This is a genomic window from Rhizobium sp. CFBP 8752, from assembly GCF_014842035.1.
In the GTDB taxonomy this organism is placed as follows: domain Bacteria; phylum Pseudomonadota; class Alphaproteobacteria; order Rhizobiales; family Rhizobiaceae; genus Neorhizobium; species Neorhizobium soli.
In genome coordinates, this window is the sequence record NZ_JACYUZ010000001.1 from 1117684 (window position 1) to 1133990 (window position 16307).

Annotated in this window: 10 protein-coding genes; 7 read left to right on the top strand and 3 right to left on the bottom strand. The window is 61.0% G+C overall.

Annotated elements, in window-relative coordinates:
* Positions 1–16 precede the first annotated feature (16 nt).
* Together carB and IFT59_RS05370 are read right to left on the bottom strand one after the other, a co-directional pair.
* Positions 17–3505, bottom strand: a complete 3489-nt coding sequence (gene carB, locus IFT59_RS05365) for a carbamoyl-phosphate synthase large subunit (RefSeq protein WP_192086277.1) — start codon at positions 3503–3505, stop codon at positions 17–19.
* Between the two features lie 152 nt (positions 3506–3657).
* Positions 3658–4464 (bottom strand): LytTR family transcriptional regulator DNA-binding domain-containing protein, encoded by an 807-nt coding sequence (locus tag IFT59_RS05370; RefSeq protein ID WP_192086278.1) that lies wholly within the window; start codon positions 4462–4464, stop codon positions 3658–3660.
* 102 nt (positions 4465–4566) lie between these two features.
* Here IFT59_RS05370 and IFT59_RS05375 point away from each other — a divergent pair, with 102 nt between their 5' ends.
* The 4 genes from IFT59_RS05375 to IFT59_RS05390 all read left to right on the top strand — a co-directional run bounded on the left by IFT59_RS05375 (position 4567) and on the right by IFT59_RS05390 (position 9223).
* Positions 4567–5049 (top strand): DUF2306 domain-containing protein, encoded by a 483-nt coding sequence (locus IFT59_RS05375; RefSeq protein ID WP_184653514.1) that lies wholly within the window; start codon positions 4567–4569, stop codon positions 5047–5049.
* A 141-nt stretch (positions 5050–5190) separates the two neighbouring features.
* Positions 5191–6429, top strand: a complete 1239-nt coding sequence (locus IFT59_RS05380; RefSeq protein ID WP_192086279.1) for an MFS transporter — start codon at positions 5191–5193, stop codon at positions 6427–6429.
* Between the two features lie 100 nt (positions 6430–6529).
* Positions 6530–7426 (top strand): KPN_02809 family neutral zinc metallopeptidase, encoded by an 897-nt coding sequence (gene ypfJ, locus IFT59_RS05385; protein ID WP_062576881.1) that lies wholly within the window; start codon positions 6530–6532, stop codon positions 7424–7426.
* Between the two features lie 381 nt (positions 7427–7807).
* Positions 7808–9223 carry an MATE family efflux transporter gene (locus IFT59_RS05390; RefSeq protein ID WP_082476280.1) on the top strand — a complete coding sequence of 472 codons (1416 nt, stop codon included), beginning with the start codon at positions 7808–7810 and terminating at the stop codon, positions 9221–9223.
* A 42-nt stretch (positions 9224–9265) separates the two neighbouring features.
* Here the strand turns inward: IFT59_RS05390 and carA are convergent, their stop codons facing one another.
* Positions 9266–10471, bottom strand: a complete 1206-nt coding sequence (gene carA, locus IFT59_RS05395; RefSeq protein ID WP_192086280.1) for a glutamine-hydrolyzing carbamoyl-phosphate synthase small subunit — start codon at positions 10469–10471, stop codon at positions 9266–9268.
* Positions 10472–10778: 307 nt separating this feature from the next.
* Between carA and IFT59_RS05400 the strand changes: the two genes are divergently transcribed.
* The 3 genes from IFT59_RS05400 (at position 10779) to rpoD (ending at position 16220) form a co-directional block, all read left to right on the top strand.
* Positions 10779–11231, top strand: a complete 453-nt coding sequence (locus IFT59_RS05400) for a GatB/YqeY domain-containing protein (RefSeq protein ID WP_062455897.1) — start codon at positions 10779–10781, stop codon at positions 11229–11231.
* 384 nt (positions 11232–11615) lie between these two features.
* Positions 11616–13631, top strand: a complete 2016-nt coding sequence (dnaG, locus tag IFT59_RS05405; protein WP_192086281.1) for a DNA primase — start codon at positions 11616–11618, stop codon at positions 13629–13631.
* Between the two features lie 537 nt (positions 13632–14168).
* The gene (gene rpoD, locus IFT59_RS05410) at positions 14169–16220 is read left to right on the top strand and encodes an RNA polymerase sigma factor RpoD (RefSeq protein WP_062455900.1); all 2052 of its coding nucleotides are present in this window, start codon (positions 14169–14171) and stop codon (positions 16218–16220) included.
* The last annotated feature ends 87 nt before the right edge of the window (positions 16221–16307 follow it).

Sequence of the window (16307 nt, forward strand, 5' to 3'; positions counted from 1 at the left end):
CGCCCGTTGGAGAGTGTTATGCGAAGTAGCTTTGCAGCGTCCGCACTTCGAGATTGCCGGCCTTCAGCGCCTTGATCGCCATCGCAGCGGATTCGGCACCTGATATCGTCGTGTAATACGGCACCTTCTGCATCAGCGTTGCACGGCGCAGCGATTTCGAGTCCGAGATCGCCTTGTTACTATCCGTCGTGTTGATGACGAGCTGGACTTGGCGGTTGCGGATGGCATCCTCGATATGCGGGCGTCCTTCCAGGACCTTGTTGATCTTGGTCGACTCGATGCCGTTTTCGGCGAGGAAGCGGGCGGTACCGCCGGTGGCGATGACCTTGAAGCCTATTTCCTTCAGCATGCGGATGGCCGGCAGCACGCGTGGCTTGTCGTCGTCGCGGACCGACACGAAGACCGCACCGTCGCGGGGCAGTTCGACGCTTGCACCGAGCTGGCTCTTGGCAAAGGCAAGTGCGAAGTCCGTATCGAGCCCCATCACTTCGCCGGTCGAACGCATTTCCGGTCCGAGCAGGATGTCGACTCCGGGGAAGCGGGCAAACGGGAAGACCGCTTCCTTGACGGCGATGTGCTTGAGGTTGCGCGGATCGGGCTTGGTCCCGTAGGCCGCAAAGATCGCGTCGAGCTTTTCGCCGGCCATGGCACGGGCGGCGATCTTTGCGATCGGCGCGCCGATGGTCTTGGCCACGAAGGGCACGGTGCGCGAGGCACGCGGGTTGACTTCGAGCACGTAGACGGTGCCGTCCTTGATGGCGAACTGGACGTTCATCAGGCCGACGACGTTGAGCGCCTTGGCCATCGACGTTGCCTGGCGTTCCAGTTCGTCGATCATTTCGCTCGAGAGTGTGCGCGGCGGCAGCGAGCAGGCGCTATCGCCCGAGTGAATGCCGGCTTCCTCGATATGCTCCATGATACCGGCGACATAGACGTCGGTGCCGTCGCAGAGGCAGTCGACATCGACTTCGATGGCGTTGGAGAGGTAGCTGTCGAACAGGAGCGGGTTCTTGCCGAGCAGGGTGTTGATCTGGCCGGTCTTGTCGTTCGGGTAGCGCTGCTTGATGTCCTCAGGCACCAGTTCCGGCACCGTATCGAGCAGGTAGCTCTGCAGCTGGCTTTCCGAATGCAGGATCTGCATGGCGCGGCCGCCCAGAACGTAGGATGGGCGAACGACCAGCGGGAACCCGATTTCCGACGCCACGAGGCGGGCCTGCTCGACCGAGTAGGCAATGCCGTTGTTCGGCTGCGTCAGGTCAAGCTTCATCAGCAGCTTCTGGAAGCGGTCGCGGTCTTCGGCCAAGTCGATCATGTCGGGCGCCGTGCCGAGGATCGGGATGCCGTTCTTTTCGAGCGCCTCGGCAAGCTTCAGAGGCGTCTGGCCGCCGAACTGCACGATCACGCCGACGACTTCGCCCTTCTCCTGTTCCGCGCGGAGAATCTCGATGACGTCTTCTGCGGTCAGCGGCTCGAAATAGAGGCGGTCGGACGTGTCGTAGTCGGTCGATACGGTTTCCGGGTTGCAGTTGATCATGATCGCTTCGTAGCCGGCATCCTTCAGGGCGAAGGCGGCGTGGCAGCAGCAATAGTCGAACTCGATGCCCTGGCCGATGCGGTTCGGACCGCCGCCGAGGATGACGACCTTCTTGGCAGTCGAGACTTCGGCTTCCGAGCGCAGTTCGCCCACGAACGGCGTCTCGTAGGTCGAGTACATGTAGGCGGTCGGCGAGGCGAATTCGGCAGCGCAGGTGTCGATGCGCTTGAAGACCGGGCGCACGTTCAACGCATTGCGCAGTTCCGCGACTTCCTTCGGGCGCTTCTTCGTCAGGCTTGCGAGGCGGGCGTCGGAGAAGCCCATGGCCTTTAGCATGCGCAGGTTCTCGGCGTCAGCCGGCAGGCCGTGTTCGCGAACGCGCGCTTCCATGTCGACGATCGCCTTGAACTGGGCGATGAACCACGGGTCGATCTTGCAGGCTTCATGCACTTCGGCTTCCGAGAGACCGAGACGGAGAGCCTGGGCGACCTGGCGGAGACGGTCCGGCGTCGGCGTGCCGATCGCGGCGCGGATGGCGTTCTTGGAGCCTTCGCCCTCTTCCATGCCGGGGATCTCGATCTCGTCGAGACCGGTCAGGCCGGTTTCAAGACCGCGGAGCGCCTTCTGCAGCGATTCGGCAAAGGTACGGCCGATCGCCATGACTTCACCGACCGACTTCATGGCGGTGGTGAGGACCGGCGAGGCGCCCGGGAATTTCTCAAAGGCAAAGCGCGGGATCTTGGTGACGACGTAGTCGATCGACGGTTCGAACGAGGCAGGGGTCGCGCCGCCGGTGATGTCGTTGTCGAGTTCGTCGAGCGTGTATCCGACCGCAAGCTTTGCCGCGACCTTGGCGATCGGGAAGCCTGTCGCCTTGGAGGCGAGCGCCGAAGACCGCGATACGCGCGGGTTCATTTCGATGACGACAAGACGACCATCGGCCGGGTTGACCGCGAACTGGACGTTGGAACCGCCGGTCTCGACACCGATCTCGCGCAGGACCGCGATCGATGCGTTGCGCATGATCTGGTATTCTTTGTCGGTCAGCGTCAGGGCCGGTGCGACGGTGATCGAGTCGCCGGTGTGGACGCCCATCGGGTCGATGTTTTCGATCGAGCAGATGATGATGCAGTTATCCGCGGTGTCGCGGACCACTTCCATCTCGTATTCCTTCCAGCCGAGAACCGATTCCTCGATCAGCACTTCGGTGGTCGGCGAGGCATCGAGGCCGCCGCCGATGATCTCGAAGAATTCCGAGCGATTGTAGGCAATGCCGCCGCCGGTGCCGCCCATGGTAAAGGACGGGCGGATGATGGCGGGTAGGCCGACGACGTCGATCGCCTGGGCTGCAATCGCCATCGCGTGGCTGATATAGCGCTGCTTGCGGTCGGTCTCGCCAAGGTTCCACTGGTTTTCGAGCGCGTCGAGCGCCTTGTCGAGCTCGGCGCCTGACAGTTCGGCCTTGACCTTGTTGCGCTCGGCTTCGTGGGTCTTGCGGTCGGCATCCTTGATGTCGGTGGCGTTGGCCAGCATCGACTTCGGGGTTTCGAGGCCAATGCGGCTCATGGCTTCGCGGAAGAGGGCGCGGTCCTCGGCCATGTCGATGGCGGCGGGCTTGGCGCCGATCATCTCGACATTGTAGCGGTCGAGCACGCCCATCCTCTTCAGCGAAAGCGCCGTGTTCAAGGCCGTCTGGCCGCCCATGGTCGGCAAAAGCGCGTCAGGGCGTTCCTTGGCGATGATCTTGGCCACCACTTCCGGGGTGATCGGCTCGATATAGGTGGCGTCGGCCAGGCCCGGATCGGTCATGATCGTTGCCGGGTTGGAGTTGACCAGGATGACCCGGTAACCTTCTTCGCGCAGCGCCTTGCAGGCCTGGGTGCCGGAATAGTCGAATTCGCATGCCTGGCCGATGACGATCGGGCCCGCCCCGATGATGAGGATCGATTTGATGTCTTGGCGCTTCGGCATGATCTCTATCCACTTTTTTCTGCGCGAAAAACCGGCACGGGGCGTGAAGCTCCGGTCGGGTGGCGTGCGCATGTTTTTTCTGGCTAGACGCGGCTTATAGGGAAATGTGCCGGGGAACGGAACCCCATAATTGAGCAAATCGACAGGATTCCTCAAAGGTGCCCGAAGCGCATTCGTGTCGCATCCAGGTTGGGGCGGCTCACGGGAATTTCCTGACCATCCTTCATCACCACGAAAAGCCTGCCCTTGTCGCGTCTCAGCTTTTCCACATGCGCATCAGCCACCCAATACGAACGGTGAACCTGCAGACCTGGCGTGCCGTCGAGTTCCTTCAACGCGTCGGCGAAGCGCAGCAAAATGAGTTCGTGGCCACGGCTCGTCACCACGTCCGTGTAATGATCCGCGACCGAGAGCCTGACCAATGCGCCACGATTATACGGTTTCAGGCGGCTAAGGATTTGGGGTTCGGAGGCCGGTGAGCCCGTCAAGGCCTGGGGTGCGGCGGCAGGAACCGAGACCTCAGCGATCTGGCGGTGCGTGACCACGTAGGTGAGCAGACAGAATAGTGCGCAGAGCGGCAGGGCGATCAGCGCCCGTTGCAGGCCGCCGTCCGTTTCGGTCCAATAGCCACGGAACGCATAGTTGACCACACCGAGCGCAAAGCCGATCGGCAATGCAGCGACGAGCGCGCCGACCATCATGCGCGCGAGCGTATGGCTGAGATGTCTGCGCAACAGCACTTCGGCGGAGATGGAGAGCGAAATCGCGATCGCCCAGGTGATGGTGTGGATGATCAGCCAGTAGCCGAGCCGCACGCCCAATGTCATGCTCTCCAGAGTGCCGTAGGGGCCGGTAAAAACGAAGATCAGGACGACGAGCGCAAATGTCGTCCAGAAGCGCCAGGATCGGACAAAGAGCTGCAATTCACGAAGCGTGGAACTCAAAAACGGGTAAATCACGAAGTTTGTCCGTCGCCTGCGCCATTTGGATTGAGGTCGCATCAGTCATGGCCGAAACAGGCCGCAACTTCAATCTTCCGATGATTTCGACAGGTGTCAGTCATGAACCTTCAGCCGCTTCTTGATGCCCCGATCGCCGTGCAGATCCACGTCGCCGCCGTCCTGCCGGCCGCCGTGCTGGGCGCCTACATCCTTCTGAACCGCAAGGGCACTCCGATACACCGGCTGCTCGGCCGTATCTGGATGATGCTGATGGCCGTGACGTCGCTGTCGAGCTTCTTCATCCACGGTATCGATCTGGTCTACGGTTTCGGCCCGATCCATCTCCTCTCGATCTTCGTGCTCTTCAACATCTGGCAGGCGATCGCCTCGGCGCGCGCTCGCAATATCCGCCTGCACAAGGCGGCGGTGAAAGGCATGTATTTCGGCGGCATCGTCATCGCCGGCCTGTTCACCTTCATTCCCGGCCGAATCATGAACGCGGTCGTGTTTTCCGGCGGACCGAACTGGATACTGCTCGTCACCTTGGCGGCAATCGCCGCAGCGCTTTTCCTGCAGCATCGGCTGATCAGGCACCGTTTGTAATTCGGTCCAAAAAATCGGGTAACCGTACCGATCTGCGCCTGGCTGACATGGACAGACAGGGCTTACGGAACTAGCTACAAGACTAGAAAAAATACTTGCAGCAACGGCCCTCCGATAGCGACCGCTTGCGCGGAGGAAACCATGGCCGATGCCACTTCGAAAGCCGCTATAGCGCAAGCGGCGACCGCCGCCGATGCACCCGCCCAGGCGGACAAGACGGTGATGCCGATCATTTTTGCGGTCAGCTTCTGCCATATGCTCAACGACATCATGCAGTCGATGATCTCGGCGATCTATCCGATGCTCAAGGCCGACTACAATCTCGACTTCTGGCAGATCGGCATTCTGACGCTGGCCTTCCAGTGCACCGCATCGCTGCTGCAGCCGCTGATCGGCATCATCACCGATAAGAAGCCGTTTCCGTACTCGCTGCCGATCGGCATGGGGGCGACGTTTGTGGGGCTGTTTCTGCTCGCCGGTTCGCATGTCTATCTGATGCTTGTGGTGGCGGCTGCGCTGATCGGCATCGGCTCAGCGGTGTTTCATCCGGAATCGTCGCGGGTGGCGAGGCTTGCGTCCGGCGGGCGCTATGGTTTTGCGCAGGCGACCTTTCAGGTGGGCGGCAATTTCGGACAGGCGATCGGGCCGCTGCTGGCCGCCTTCATCATCGTGCCGATGGGGCAGGGCAGCGTCGCCTGGTTTTCGGCAATCGCGCTGCTCGGCATCGTGATCCTCTCCTGGGTCGCGCGCTGGTACAAGGCGCATATGCTGGCCAACAAGGGGCGCAAGAAGAGCCTCGGTATTCACAGCCTGCCGCGTCGCACGGTGATGGTGGCACTGGTCGTGCTGGCGATCCTGACGTTTTCGAAGAACATTTACATGGCGGCAATCGGCAGCTATTACACGTTCTTCGTTATCGAGCGCTTTGGCGTCACCGTGCAGTCGTCGCAGATCATGCTGTTCGTCTTTCTGGGCGCGACGGCGCTGGGCACGTTGATCGGCGGTCCGATCGGCGACCGGTTCGGCTCCAAGGTGGTGATCTGGATCTCCATTCTCGGCGTGCTGCCGTTCACGCTGGCGATGCCGTTCGCCAATTTACCGATGACGATCGTGCTGTCGGGTATCGTTGGGCTGCTGATGGCGTCGTCTTTCCCGGCCATCATCGTCATGGCGCAGGAGCTGGTCCCTGGCCGGGTGGGAATGATCGCCGGCATCTTCTTCGGGCTCGCTTTCGGCATGGGTGGCATCGCCGCCGCCGTGCTCGGCATCATCGCCGACCACAGGGGCATCAGTTTTGTCTATTCCATCTGCGCCTTCCTGCCGGCGCTTGGCCTTCTCACCGTGTTCCTGCCCAGCAAGGCGCAGCTCAGGGTCGCCTGAGCCAACAGCCTGACATCCCGACATGGATATTTGGCGGGCCTGTTCTATATCGTCGTCAAGGATCATTTCCGACCGAACTTATTAGAACCTGGGGTGCGATATGGAATGGAAAGGGCGTCGGCAATCCGACAATGTCGAGGATCAACGGGGTGCCTCGATGGGTGGCCGCGGTGGCGGTTTCCGCATCCCGATCGGTGGCGGCGGACGTGGCGGTGGTGGATTGAGCATCGGCGGCATCGTCGTCGTGCTGATCATCTGCTGGGTCACGGGCATCAATCCGCTGACGCTTCTGTCGGGCGGCGATACCGGCATGGATACGGGCACCAGCACTACACAGCAGGCGCCGCGTACGCCGGCTGAAGACGAGATGACCGGTTTCGTCCGCACCGTCCTTGCTGATACCGAAGACACCTGGAACGAAATTTTCCAGAGCAACGGCGCTCGCTACGAAGAGCCGACGCTGGTTCTCTTCGGCGGTCAGGTCCGGTCTGCCTGCGGTTTTGCGTCGTCGGCAAGCGGCCCGTTCTACTGCCCGGGTGACCGCAAGGTTTATCTGGATACGGAGTTCTTCAAGGAACTCAGCCAGCGGCTTGGGGCTGGAGGCGATTTTGCCGAGGCCTATGTGGTCGCGCATGAAGTCGGGCATCACGTCCAGAACCTGCTCGGCGTATTGCCGAAATTCAACCAGGCGCGGCAGAATATGAGCGAGACCGAGGCCAACCGCATGTCGGTTCGCGTCGAGCTTCAGGCGGACTGCTTTGCCGGCGTGTGGGGCAAGCGGACCCAGCAGAAGGGCTTTCTCGAAAGCGGCGACCTGGAGGAGGCTTTGAACGCCGCCCAGCAGATCGGCGACGACACGCTGCAGAAGCGCAGTCAGGGTTATGTCGTCCCGGAAAGCTTCAACCATGGCACCTCGCAGCAGCGGATGCGCTGGTTCAAGCAGGGCTTCGACACCGGCGACATGAAGGCCTGCGACACGTTCTCAGGCAATGTCTGAGCAGTGATCTCTGCTGCTCCGGCGAGCAGCAGAGCCGTGACTGAGAGATCAATCTTCGAAAAATCGTGTGGGCGGCGAAACCGATCGCCCGCACTTTCTCGGTTTGGGCGTGCTAGACTCCGCAAAGCCGGGACCTATGCCGGGCTGCATTCGGCACCAGCCCGCGGCGATGGACAAGGCCGAGAATCCTCGCCGCACCATCCTCCCATCGATCGGTCCGTCAGACCTGTCACGTCACCCATCAACGTTGGTGAACTTCGCCCTACAATTTTTGCTGGATCGGTGCCGAGCCTTGATGAACCCCGATGCCTTCTTTATAGGCAGGGTACCGTGCCGCTGACCGTTTCTGGAAGCGGCTTTTTCCATTTGTAGGATTTATCGATGTCGGGCTTGCCGAACACTGCCGGTGCATCTGCGCCGCATGACGCCGTCATTACGGATCGTTCCTGGTCGTCGCATCTGCGCGGCACGTTTGCGCTCGGCATCCCGCTGGTGGGAGCCCAGCTTGCGCAGATGGCGATCCATACGACCGACGTCATTCTGGTCGGCTGGCTTGGGACGACCGAACTTGCCTCCGTGGTCATTGCGACGCAGCTGTTTTTCGTCGTGTTCATCTTTGGCACCGGGTTCACCAGCGCCGTCGTGCCGCTGGTTGCGCAGGCGCTCGGCCACGGCGACCGGATCGGCGTGCGCCGGTCGGTGCGCATGGGGCTGTGGGTGGTGATTGCCTATTGCACGGTTGTCGCGCCGCTGCTCTGGTTCAGCGAACCGATGCTGCTCGGCCTCGGTCAGGCGCCCGATGTCGCGGCCAATGCCCAGAGCTATCTGCGCATTGCGCAGTGGGGCATGTTCCCGGCGCTCGGCCTGATGGCATTGCGCAGCTTCGTGACCGGGCTGGAGAAGGGCGGGATCGTTCTCTACATCACGATCGGCATGTTCATCATGAACGCGATCGTCGCCTATCTGCTGATCTTCGGCCATTACGGAGCGCCGCAGCTGGGTCTTCATGGCGCGGCGATCGCTGCTGTGTCCGCCAACCTGGTCGGCTTCCTGATCGCGATTGCCTATGTGCAGGCGCAGCCCGCCATGCGCGCTTACGAACTCTTCGTGCGCTTCTGGAAGCCTGACTGGTCGATGGTTCGGGAAGTCTTCCTGCTCGGACTGCCGATCAGCTTCACGATCCTTGCCGAAACGAGCCTGTTTGCGGCGGCTTCGCTGATGATGGGCAGTATCGGCAAGCTCGAGCTTGCCGCCCATGGGATTGCGCTGCAGCTTGCCTCGATCGCCTTCATGGTGCCGCTGGGTCTGGCGCAGGTCGCAACGGTTCGGGTCGGTCTTGCCAACGGTCGTGGCGACATGGTCGGTGTTCGAAGGGCCGGTGGGGCCGTGCTGATCGTCAGCATCATCTTCACGGCGATCGGCGGTGTCCTTTACGCCGTGATGCCGGGCGCGCTGGCGGGGCTTTTCCTCGACACCAGCCAGCCGGACGCCGCTGCGGTGCTCGCGCTCGCCACACCGCTGATTGTCATTGCCGGCATCTTCCAGCTGGTCGACGGGCTGCAGGCCGTAGGGGCCGGGCTTTTGCGCGGATTGAAGGATACGAAAGTGCCGATGCTGCTGGCGCTGATCGCCTACTGGCCGATCGGCTTCGTCTGCGCCTGGGTGTTCGCATTTCCGCTCGGCTATCGCGGCGAGGGTGTCTGGTTCGGTTTCGTGATCGGCCTTGCCGCCGCAGCTCTCTTCCTGTGCGGACGGTTCTGGATTCTTTTGCAGCGTCATAAGCAAATGGCCCGCTGAGAGCAGCGGGCCATCTGATTGAAACCGTGACTTGAGAAGGTTTTAGCGCTCGGCGAGCGCTGCCTCTCCCTTGTTCTCGCGCACCATGTTGATGAAGCGGCGGAACAGGTAGTGGCTGTCCTGCGGACCGGGCGATGCTTCCGGGTGATGCTGGACGGAGAAGACCGGCTTGCCGGACAGACGCAGACCGCAATTGGTGCCGTCGAACAGCGAAATGTGAGTCTCCTCAACACCCTGCGGCAGCGACTTCGAGTCGACCGCGAAGCCGTGGTTCATCGACACGATCTCCACCTTGCCGGTCGTGTGATCCTTGACCGGGTGGTTGGCGCCGTGATGACCCTGGTGCATCTTTTCGGTCGTGGCACCGAGTGCGAGGCCGAGGATCTGGTGACCGAGGCAGATGCCAAAGGTCGGGATGTCGGTCTTGACGATGTCCTTGATGACAGGGACAGCGTAAGCGCCGGTGGCTGCCGGATCGCCCGGGCCGTTCGACAGGAAGATGCCATCCGGCTTCAGCGCCAGAATGTCTTCCGACGAGGTCTGGGCCGGGACGACCGTGACCTTGCAGTCGAGGCCGGTGAACAGGCGCAGGATGTTGCGCTTCACGCCGTAGTCGATGCAGACGATGTGATACTTGGCATCCTCGGCCTTCACTTCCTCGGAACCTTCGTTCCAGACCCAGGGCTTTTCGGTCCACTGCGACGACTGGCCGGAGGTCGCTTCCTTGGCGAGGTCGAGACCTTCGAGACCACTCCAGGCCTTGGCTTCCGCCTTCAGCGCTTCGATGTCGAAATTGCCGTTCGGATCATGGGCGATCACGGCGTTCGGGGCACCGTTCTGGCGGATCCAGGAGGTCAGCGCGCGTGTGTCGATACCAGAGAGGCCAATGACGCCGCGGCTCTTCAGCCAGGCGTCGAGATCCTTTGCCGAGCGGTAGTTCGACGGTTGGGTGATATCGGCCTTGAAGATCGTGCCGACGGCGCCGCGGCGGGCAGCGGGCGTCAGGTCCTCGATGTCCTCGTCATTGGTGCCGATATTGCCGATATGCGGGAAGGTGAAGGTGACGATCTGGCTGAGATAGGACGGATCGGTCAAAATTTCCTGGTAGCCGGTGAGGGCGGTGTTGAACACCACTTCGGCGGTGACCTTGCCGGTCGCGCCAATGCCTGTTCCTTCAATCACGGTTCCGTCGGCAAGCACGAGAACGGCGGTGGGTTTTTTCGTGGTCCAAGGGGTGGTCGCGGTCATATCCATCCTTCTGCCCCAGCGGCCCGTTTCCCGAAACGGAAAACAGGGTGTCGAGGTCATCTCTCGTCGCAGAAAAGGGCGCGCGGAAACCCGCTTGCGGCCCACTATCCAATTGTTGTGCAGGTCCTCGACATAAACAAGGCAGAACAGCGGGTCAATTGCCGTTTATGAGAAAGCTGGGCGCAAAGGCCGGCAATCGGTGAGTTTTGCCGTGTCGGCAAAACGTTTGATCGCCGTTCACGCTTGATCTATGACGTCGCAAAAGATCGGTCCGCTGCGGATCGAGTGACGTTCAAGGAGACAGGCCATGTTGCGCGAGAAGCTTTCCGAAGCGATGAAGGAAGCGATGAAGGCGAAGGAAACCCGCAGGCTTTCGACCGTGCGGCTGATCCAGACCGCCATCAAGGACCGTGACATCGCCAATCGCGGCACCGGCAAGGACGCTGCCACTGACGACGAAATCCTGCAGATCCTGCAGAAGATGGTGAAGCAGCGCGAGGAGTCGGCGAAGATCTACGAAGACAACGCCCGCCCGGAACTTGCAGCACAGGAACGCGAAGAGATCGCCGTCATCAAATCCTTCATGCCGGAACAGATTTCCGACGAGAAGGCGAGCGAGATCGTCGCTTCCGTCATCGCCGAGATCGGTGCTGCTGGAATGAAGGACATGGGCAAGGTGATGGCCATTCTGCGCGAACGCTATGCCGGCCAGATGGATTTCGCCAAGGCGTCCGGCACGATCAAGGCGCAGCTGAGCTGAGGTCTAGCCGCTACGCATAAAACGAGAAAGGCGGGAAGTCCTTCATGGAGTTCCCGCCTTTTGCTCTTCTACGCCTCCCATCGGCCGACCGCGGACATGCCACCGGTGGGAGAGGACGATCGACCGCAGTCATTGCAGGCAGCCGTCCTGAAGAGCAATCTCAGATGCCGTACCCGCCTGTCGAGGCGACTGACGGCACGTCTTGTCGGATTCAACGCTATGCAGGGAACCTGCGTATCGCAAGTTACAATTCGTTAATTTCTGTGGGTTGATCGGGTCGGTGGTCACGGGAGCGGCGGCCTGTGAATAGCGGGCATGATTTGCGGCCGGGCTGGCATTCCTGCGCACTGAGCATTAATATGGTCTCTGGCCCGCGAGGTAGACATGCGCTTTTCAAACAGTTTTCTTGATGAGATCCGGGATCGGGTGCCGATTTCGACGGTGATCGGCCGTCGTGTCACCTGGGATCGCAGGAAGACCAATGCCGCGCGCGGCGATTTCTGGGCCTGCTGCCCGTTCCATGGCGAGAAAAGCCCGAGCTTTCACTGCGAGGACCGCAAGGGCCGCTATCACTGCTTCGGCTGTGGCGTGTCGGGCGATCATTTCCGCTTCATGACCGATCTGGAAGGGCTGAACTTTCCAGAAGCCGTCCAGCAGGTTGCCGATATGGCTGGTATCGCCATGCCGCAACCCGATCCGCAGGCGGAAAAGCGTGAACGGGAGCGGATGTCGCTTCTCGACGTCATGGAAATGGCGACGCGCTTCTTTCAGGACCAGTTGCAGAGCCCAACCGGCGCCAAGGCACGCGCCTATCTTCGCGACCGCGGACTGACGGCTCGCACGATCGAGAATTTCCGGCTCGGCTATGCGCTGGACAGCCGCAATGCGCTCAAGGAGTTCCTCGCCGGCAAGGGTGTGGCCAAGGAGCAGATCGAGGCCTGCGGGCTGGTGCGTCATGGCGAGGGGATTGCCGTATCCTACGACTATTTCCGCGACCGCATCATGTTCCCGATCCTGTCGTCGCGCGACAAGGTGATTGCCTTTGGTGGACGCGCGATGGCGCCGGATGCGCCGGCCAAATACATGAACTCGCCGGATACCGAACTCTTCCACAAGGGTCAGGTGCTCTACAATTTTACCCGCGCCAGGCGGGCGGCCCAGCCAGGGCCGGGATCCAAGGAGCCGGGCACGATCATAGCCGTCGAGGGCTATATGGATGTGATCGCGCTCAGCCAGGTGGGCGTCGAGAATGCCGTCGCGCCGCTCGGTACGGCCTTGACCGAAAACCAGCTGGAGCTGCTTTGGCGGATGACGCCGGAACCGATCCTGTGTTTCGATGGCGATGGTGCCGGTATCCGTGCCGCGAACCGTGCTGCGGATCTGGCACTTCCCTCTATCAAGCCCGGCCGCTCGGTGCGGTTCGCGCTGCTTCCGGACGGCAAGGATCCGGACGATCTCGTCAAGCACGAGGGCAGGGCGCCGTTCGATGGCGTGATCGCGCAGGCGCGTCCGCTGGCGGAGATGGTCTGGCAGCGGGAAACCAATGGTGCCGCCTTCGAGACACCGGAAAAGCGGGCGGAACTCGAGGCAAGGCTCAAGCAGATCGTTTCCGTGATTGCCGACGAAAGTGTGCGCCGTCACTACCAGCAGAATGTGCGCGATCGTCTCAACGGCTTGTTCCAGCCGCAGCGCAATGGCGGCGGTGGCGATCGTCGTCAAAGCTACCAGCAGCGCGAAGGCGGCGGGTCCGGCAGAGGCGGTGCGGCCGGCGGACGGGGTGGATCGTCGTTCCAGCAGCAGGGGCGCGGAATGGGTGTTTCCGACCGCCTGACGCGATCGGGGCTGGTGCGGGGACATCTCGACCTTCCGGCCCTGCGCGAAAGCGTGCTGGCGCTGACCATCGTCCATCATCCGCAGCTTCTGCTCAACGAGTATGACGAGATCGCCTCGATCGAATTCGAGAACCGCGATCTGAAGCGGATGTGGTCTTGCGTGCTGACTATTGTCGGGCAGGCCGGTGCCGGTTTGACGGTGCAGGACCTGAAACGGGAACTCGGCGAGAATGGCTTTGAGGAACTGTTGAAGTCGATGAACACGCAGATCCGCAATGCGCGGCTGTGGACCGCGACGGAAGAGGCCGATCCGCAGGATTCGCTGCAAGCCTACCGTCAGACCCGGGCACTGCATTCCAGAAACAAGGAGCTCCGCTGGCAGAAGATCGAGCTGGAGCGTGAACTCGCGGAGATGACCGAGGACGAGGCCGAGCGTGCCGAGATCCTGCTGCGTGCACTTCTGGAGGTACAGAATGAAATTTCCAGGCTTGAAAACCAGGAAGCGATCATCGACGGCTTCGGTGTTCTGTCAGGACGCGTCAAGGGCGCTGCCGTCAGTCACGGATAAAGGAGAGCTGCGCAGATACTAAACCGTGTTGAATTGGTCGCCTGATGGATTAACAGCGCGAGTGGAGTGGTCTATACAGCTCTTGATTGATCACTGTATTGTTGCAACGCATCGGAAAATGGCGTCAATCCCGCGCATTTCGGGTAGAGCCAAGGGTTTTTACCGGGCGGCGGGCTCTTGTCTTTCATTGTGCACCGCTTACATATGGCTTCAATATGACGGGAGTACCGCCAACGGGGACATGGTCGTAAGGTAATTTCCACTTTTCCTGGGCACAAGCTTTGGAAGAACTTGACGAAGCGTTATTTTGTGGGAATCACCATTTCGGGCAATATTGGTGGAGTGGGTCTAGCGCCGCGGCGATGTTCGGCATCTTCGTTCTGGCGGTCCCCGCGAGTAGCGGTCGCCGATGGTAATCGGGAGTTAAAGGTCATTCCGTTACGAGTTGGATATTGATTCGCGGCTGGTGTGGCTTTTGCCCTCCGCCGCAGGCCACGAAGCGCTGCGCAGTGGCGTTCAGGGAAAGCGACGACATACATGGCAACTAAAGTCAAAGAAAACGAAGAAGCCGATACCGAGCGCGAAGGCTCGGTCGACGGTCCGCTTCTCGATCTTTCTGACGACGCGGTCAAGAAGATGATCAAAGCCGCGAAAAAGCGCGGCTACGTGACGATGGACGAGCTCAACTCGGTCCTTCCGTCCGAAGAGGTCACTTCCGAACAGATCGAAGACACGATGGCGATGTTGTCCGACATGGGCATCAACGTCGTTGAAGATGAAGAAGCCGAGGAGGCCACCACCGAGGAGGAGGACTCCAACGAGAGCGAAGAGAGCGAAGGCGGCGAACTTGCCCCGACGTCCAGCACCGCTCTTGCCACGGCGAAGAAGAAAGAACCCACCGATCGTACCGACGATCCGGTCCGCATGTATCTGCGCGAAATGGGCTCGGTCGAGCTTCTGTCGCGTGAAGGCGAAATCGCGATCGCCAAGCGCATCGAGGCCGGCCGCGAGACGATGATCGCCGGTCTGTGCGAAAGCCCGCTGACGTTCCAGGCGCTGATCATCTGGCGCGACGAACTGAACGAAGGCACGACGCTGCTGCGCGAGATTATCGATCTCGAGACGACCTATTCGGGTCCCGAGGCGAAGGCTGCGCCACAGTTCCAGAGCCCGGAAAAGATCGAGGCGGACCGCAAGGCTGCCGAGGAAAAGGAAAAGACCCGCAAGGCTCGTTTCTCTGCTGCCAACGATGACGACATCACCGCTGTTGGCGGTGACCAGGGCTTGGAAGAAGAGGAAGAGGACGACGACGAGTCGAACCTTTCGCTTGCCGCCATGGAAGCGGAACTGCGCCCGCAGGTCATGGAAACGCTCGACACGATCGCGGATACCTACAAGAAGCTGCGCAAGCTTCAGGACCAGCAGGTCGAGCAGCGGCTTGCCGCCTCCGGCACGCTGTCTTCCGCTCAGGAGCGCCGCTACAAGGAACTGAAGGACGAGCTGATCACGGCAGTGAAGTCGCTGTCACTGAACCAGAACCGCGTCGAAAGCCTTGTCGAACAGCTGTACGACATCTCCAAGCGTCTGATGCAGAACGAAGGTCGTCTTCTGCGTCTGGCTGAATCCTACGGCGTCAAGCGCGACTCGTTCCTGGAACAGTATCAGGGTGCCGAGCTTGATCCGAACTGGATGAAGTCGATTGCCAATCTGTCGGCACGCGGCTGGAAGGATTTCGCCAAGGCGGAGTTCAACGCCATTCGCGATATCCGTCAGGAGATCCAGAGCCTGGCCACCGAAACCGGTATTTCGATCACCGAATTCCGCCGGATCGTGTCTATGGTGCAGAAGGGCGAGCGCGAAGCGCGGATCGCCAAGAAGGAAATGGTCGAGGCGAACCTTCGTCTCGTGATTTCCATCGCCAAGAAATACACCAACCGCGGCCTGCAGTTCCTGGATCTTATCCAGGAAGGCAATATCGGCCTGATGAAGGCCGTCGATAAGTTCGAATACCGTCGCGGTTACAAGTTCTCGACCTATGCGACCTGGTGGATCAGGCAGGCAATTACCCGCTCGATCGCCGACCAGGCCCGCACGATCCGTATTCCGGTGCACATGATCGAGACGATCAACAAGATCGTCCGGACATCGCGCCAGATGCTGCACGAGATCGGCCGCGAGCCGACCCCGGAAGAGCTGGCCGAAAAGCTTGCCATGCCGCTCGAAAAGGTCCGCAAGGTCCTGAAGATCGCCAAGGAGCCGATTTCGCTCGAAACCCCTGTGGGTGACGAAGAGGATTCGCATCTGGGTGACTTCATCGAGGACAAGAACGCGCTGCTGCCGATCGATGCCGCCATTCAGGCGAACCTTCGTGAAACGACGACGCGGGTTCTTGCATCGCTGACGCCGCGTGAAGAACGTGTTCTTCGCATGCGCTTCGGCATCGGCATGAACACCGACCACACGCTCGAAGAAGTCGGCCAGCAGTTCTCGGTCACCCGCGAACGTATCCGCCAGATCGAGGCGAAGGCGCTGCGCAAGCTGAAGCACCCGAGCCGGAGCCGCAAGCTTCGCTCGTTCCTCGACAGCTGATCGCTGGACCAGACCCATTAAAAGCCCGGCCGTTATGACGTGCCGGGCTTTTTTATTGATGTTGTGATCGGGTCGGCCTCGATCCCG

Coding starts and splice junctions, on each gene's coding strand:
- carB (WP_192086277.1), bottom strand. CDS start 3,505: ATGCCGAAGCGCCAAGACATCAAATCGATCCTCATCATCGGGGCGGGC.
- IFT59_RS05375 (WP_184653514.1), top strand. CDS start 4,567: ATGAACCTTCAGCCGCTTCTTGATGCCCCGATCGCCGTGCAGATCCAC.
- IFT59_RS05380 (WP_192086279.1), top strand. CDS start 5,191: ATGGCCGATGCCACTTCGAAAGCCGCTATAGCGCAAGCGGCGACCGCC.
- ypfJ (WP_062576881.1), top strand. CDS start 6,530: ATGGAATGGAAAGGGCGTCGGCAATCCGACAATGTCGAGGATCAACGG.
- IFT59_RS05390 (WP_082476280.1), top strand. CDS start 7,808: ATGTCGGGCTTGCCGAACACTGCCGGTGCATCTGCGCCGCATGACGCC.
- carA (WP_192086280.1), bottom strand. CDS start 10,471: ATGACCGCGACCACCCCTTGGACCACGAAAAAACCCACCGCCGTTCTC.
- IFT59_RS05400 (WP_062455897.1), top strand. CDS start 10,779: ATGTTGCGCGAGAAGCTTTCCGAAGCGATGAAGGAAGCGATGAAGGCG.
- dnaG (WP_192086281.1), top strand. CDS start 11,616: ATGCGCTTTTCAAACAGTTTTCTTGATGAGATCCGGGATCGGGTGCCG.
- rpoD (WP_062455900.1), top strand. CDS start 14,169: ATGGCAACTAAAGTCAAAGAAAACGAAGAAGCCGATACCGAGCGCGAA.